The sequence below is a fragment of the Enterobacter sp. HMSC16D10 genome, assembly GCF_001807145.1.
GTDB lineage: Bacteria > Pseudomonadota > Gammaproteobacteria > Enterobacterales > Enterobacteriaceae > Enterobacter > Enterobacter roggenkampii.
In genome coordinates this window covers 1-3,990 of the sequence record NZ_KV787813.1, presented here as the reverse complement: position 1 = coordinate 3,990, position 3,990 = coordinate 1, and the positions used below count along the sequence as shown (strand labels likewise).

Sequence of the window (3,990 nt, the reverse complement as noted above, 5' to 3'; positions counted from 1 at the left end):
CTTATTAAAATGTATCTTTGAAAAAGTAGAGTTTTTGGAATAGGATAGGTGGTGCTGAATGCCCACTTTTTACAAGGAGCGCGACCAGTGATTTTTGATGTAAGAGCGACCTTTGAAGTGGCACTCCAGACGGACACCCACCTGGTACTTATCGATCTGGATCAGGGAGCATCAGTTACGAACGATGCTGATGCAGTGATCGCCTGGTTGGCCGCAAACCTCGAAGGTGGAATTGGAAAACGTAAGGTGTACTACCGGGACACCGATGGACGCTTTGATGAGCTCAAGGTTAATGCCGGTGCTTTTGCCGGATTTGCACCTTGTAGCGAAGGCCAGCAGACCACCTTGGCTGGGATGCTCGGCCAGTAACTTTGTGTGGAGAACTCGATGTTAAACAAAAACAAATTTGAGAAAGTTTTAAAGAGAATCCTCGATAAGAACTTTGAGCGCTGCTCTATTTGCAGGAAACCATTCCCTGGACCGTGCCATACTTTTGCTGGTTTGGATTCGGACAATAAAGTTCAGAACGTAGGTTCTTGCTGTCGGACCAGTATTGTGGACTTGCGGCATGGAGGTGTGTATACGACCGCTCCTGTAGATACTCAAGAGGGGCAAAGTCAGGCGCGTGAGCTACTCGCAACACATCCTTGTAAGGGGATGATGGGACATGCTTAGCAAAAAAGTCTTTTTCATTAGTCAAGCGGAGGCCGAAAGACTGGAGCCGGTTCCCGGTGCGGCCATGATCTCCATAACTGACCCAGACAAGTCCCCTGCCGCTCTCGGACAGTGGGGGCAGTTGTACCGCGATAGCTTCTATGACGGCGGCTATTCTGAGAACACCATCCACACGATGAAGGCAGCGTTCCGGATGAATTACGCCTCTTACATTGACTCATCCCAGGCTGAAAAGCTGTCCACCTTCCTGGATGGATTGGTTGGTAGCGGTATCGATCAGATCTTCGTTCATTGCTATTACGGAGAATCCAGAAGTGGCGCGGTAGCGCTGTACCTCCAGAACAAACATGGATTCACTCCGAATAAGCCGATCACCAAGCCCAACCGAACAGTTTACGAATTGCTGTGCAATCCAACCAAGTTTGAACCACTGATGCAAAGCTACGAAACGCAACATATGGAGGAGGAACTACCTCTTCACCTCAAAATATGGGATTTTCTTCTCGTTGCGGTCGGGCTTAGGAGGTAACTTTGCACGACACAAACAATGACAAGGAAGAGCTAGTTTCACATGCGAAAGTAAATGTTCCGGCAGAACAAAGCATTCGCGGTGAACTGTTGCCGTCATCGAGCTCGCTCCGGAACATCCAGGACAACCCCGCCGTCGCCTATCTGGTGAGCCTCGGGTCAAAGCGAAGCAGGCAGACCATGAGCTCATTCCTCAACATTGTCGCCAAGATGATCGGGTTTCAGAACCTTCGTGACTGTGCATGGAGCTCAATGAGGCGGCACCACATATTGGCGGTGCTGGAAATGCTGGGGGATGCAGGGAAGGCTCCGGCAACGATCAACACCTACCTGTCAGCGCTCAAAGGGGTGGCTCTTGAAGCCTGGACGATGAAGCAAATTGATACGGATAGCTTCCAGCACATTAAGCAAGTCCGTTCAGTACGTGGATCTCGACTTCCTAAAGGGCGGGCACTTGAACGCCATGAGATTCGCAGCCTCTTTTTCACATGTGAAAGTGATTCAAGCGCCAAAGGGCTTCGGGATGCGGCCATTCTCGGGGTGCTCCTCGGGTGTGGCTTGCGCCGCTCGGAAATCGTTGCGCTGGACATGGGAAGCATGATCTACAAGGACCGCGCTCTCAAGGTTCTTGGCAAGGGCAACAAAGAGAGAATGGCGTATGTGCCTGGTGGCGCATGGAAAAGACTGGATAAGTGGGTTGAAGAGGTTCGAGGAACGCATGAAGGGCCTTTATTCCCGAGGATCAGGCGGTTTGATGATGTGACTGGAGAGCGGATGTCGGATCAGGCCATCTACCACATCTTGGAGACCAGAAGAGTTGAAGCCGGTCTGGAGATGTTTGCGCCCCATGACCTGCGACGCACCTTTGCCTCCTCGATGCTGGATAACGGTGAGGATATTGTGACCGTGAAGGACGCAATGGGCCACTCAAGCATTGCAACTACCCAGAAATATGACAGACGCGGCGATGAGCGTTTGAAGAGAGCGAGCCAACGCCTCGATATAGCGGATTAACAGCATGAATGATGAAGAACTCGAACTTGCCAGAGCCGAAGCCATGAAAGCCGATAGGTGCTTTTCAAAAGGACGGCTCAGGGACGAATTTCGGATGAAGCCTAAGCCAGGAGTAGAGCCAGTTTCGTTCTACAAAAACGGGTATGGTGGCCAATTTGGAGTGTACCGGATAGCAGATTGCCAACCAATGCGGAGAAGGGGTTGTTCACCGGCATCACAAAAGCAAATAAGGGCGCAATCCATCCTTTCGGTCAAGGCAAGAATGCGTAGCAACCTGGCAAAGGCCTCTGTCATGGCACAAAGGTGGGTCGCTCTGGAACCTCTGGTTCTCGATACCGAGACGACCGGACTTGGTGAAAGAGACCAGGTGATCGAGCTGGCTGTTACTGACATCAGAGGCGCGGTTCTCCTCTGCACCAGATTACGGCCAACCGTGGAAATAGACCCTCAGGCAATGGGTGTTCATGGCATCACCGAGACTGAGCTGTCGAATGAGCCTACGTGGACTCAAGTTGCGCCAGCTCTCGCCCGGCTTTTGTCGGGCCGTCATCTGGTGATATTTAACTCCAGTTTCGACAGTAGGATGTTGAGGCAAACAGCCAGTGCATTTGGAGACCAACTCTCTTGGTGGCAAGAGCAGAACTGTCTGTGCGCGATGAAGCTGGCGGCTGATGCCTTTGGCTCAACCAACCGGCACGGCACAATCTCACTTGCGGATGCCACCTGCGAGGCAGGTGTGAGCTGGAAAGGTCGAGCCCATTCAGCAGCGACCGACGCTATTGCCACCGCCGACTTGGTGACAGAGATAGCCAAAGTCCAACGTGACCTCGTGGTCCAGCTCCAGGAGCTTCAAAGCAAAGGTAATTTGGAATGACAGAACAATCCTACGGCGAAAGTCTCAAATTTTTCTCAGACTGGCAGAAGGACCCCGCGAAACGCACCGGCCTGAATGTGCAACACACGCTAACCAGAGGTGAATATCCTACGGTCAGCATCGAGATTGCGCCGATCAGGGCATCGGGGTCCAGCCCAGACTGGAAAAGCAAGATCACGGTGCAGCTCACTCGCGGCGAACTGACGGCGTTTTGCAGCGTTCTCTTTGGTTTGCGTAGCAAGGCTGAGGGTTCCTATCACGGCGACGCGAAGAATAAGAGCTTTGCGGTTTACAACAACGGCAAGGCCGGTGTTGCGATCATCCTTAGTGAGCGAGGAAACCAGCTCCAGAATTTCATCAATGATGACGACCGAATGGAGCTCGCAGTCTTCGCAGTTCGCCAGCTTTCCAACGCATGGAAAGTTACCCCTTCTGGGGGTCGTCTCAGAATTCGGAAAATAAAGCACGCTAAGGCGTAGTCACCCCGTGACTCCCCCGCGCCGATGCAGCGAGCTTCGTTCCGTCTTGCAGTGACGCAATCAGCGGGCAGGAAACGTTCCCTTTCCGCGCATGGCAGGCGCACACCAGTTCAGACAGCACGGCCTCCATGCGTGCCAAGTCGGCCATCTTCTCGCGCACATCCTTGAGCTTGTGCTCGGCCAGGCCGCTGGCTTCCTCGCAATGGGTGCCATCCTCCAGCCGCAGTAGCTCGGCGATTTCGTCCAGGCTAAAGCCCAGCCGCTGGGCCGATTTCACGAACCGCACTCGTGTTACATCCGCCTCGCCATAGCGGCGAATGCTGCCATAGGGCTTGTCTGGCTCCGGCAGCAGGCCCTTGCGCTGGTAGAACCGGATGGTCTCCACATTGACCCCGGCCGCCTTGGCAAAAACGCCAATGG

6 protein-coding genes are annotated in these 3,990 nt (G+C 53.3%); 5 read left to right on the top strand and 1 reads right to left on the bottom strand.

All coding sequences use genetic code 11. From position 1 onward, the window contains the following. Positions 1 to 87 precede the first annotated feature (87 nt). From HMPREF3143_RS00075 to HMPREF3143_RS00055, 5 genes are all read left to right on the top strand, one after another. Positions 88 to 369 carry a hypothetical protein gene (locus HMPREF3143_RS00075; RefSeq protein ID WP_000575657.1) on the top strand — a complete coding sequence of 94 codons (282 nt, stop codon included), beginning with the start codon at positions 88 to 90 and terminating at the stop codon, positions 367 to 369. Positions 370 to 667: 298 nt separating this feature from the next. Further along, positions 668 to 1,204: a protein-tyrosine phosphatase family protein gene (locus tag HMPREF3143_RS00070; protein WP_000949433.1), complete on the top strand. Its 537-nt coding sequence runs from the start codon at positions 668 to 670 to the stop codon at positions 1,202 to 1,204. A 2-nt stretch (positions 1,205 to 1,206) separates the two neighbouring features. Continuing rightward, positions 1,207 to 2,217 carry a tyrosine-type recombinase/integrase gene (locus tag HMPREF3143_RS00065; RefSeq protein ID WP_000543934.1) on the top strand — a complete coding sequence of 337 codons (1,011 nt, stop codon included), beginning with the start codon at positions 1,207 to 1,209 and terminating at the stop codon, positions 2,215 to 2,217. 4 nt (positions 2,218 to 2,221) lie between these two features. Beyond that, positions 2,222 to 3,091, top strand: a complete 870-nt coding sequence (locus HMPREF3143_RS00060; protein ID WP_000997323.1) for a 3'-5' exonuclease — start codon at positions 2,222 to 2,224, stop codon at positions 3,089 to 3,091. Continuing rightward, a complete protein-coding gene (locus tag HMPREF3143_RS00055) occupies positions 3,088 to 3,570 on the top strand; it encodes a hypothetical protein (RefSeq protein ID WP_000139718.1) in 483 nt (160 codons plus the stop codon). Before HMPREF3143_RS00060 ends, HMPREF3143_RS00055 begins: the two co-directional genes overlap by 4 nt. On the opposite strand, the gene merR is transcribed toward HMPREF3143_RS00055, so the two are convergent. After that, positions 3,560 to 3,988, bottom strand: a complete 429-nt coding sequence (merR, locus tag HMPREF3143_RS00050; protein ID WP_084832137.1) for an Hg(II)-responsive transcriptional regulator — start codon at positions 3,986 to 3,988, stop codon at positions 3,560 to 3,562. The genes HMPREF3143_RS00055 and merR overlap by 11 nt on opposite strands. Positions 3,989 to 3,990 lie beyond the last annotated feature (2 nt).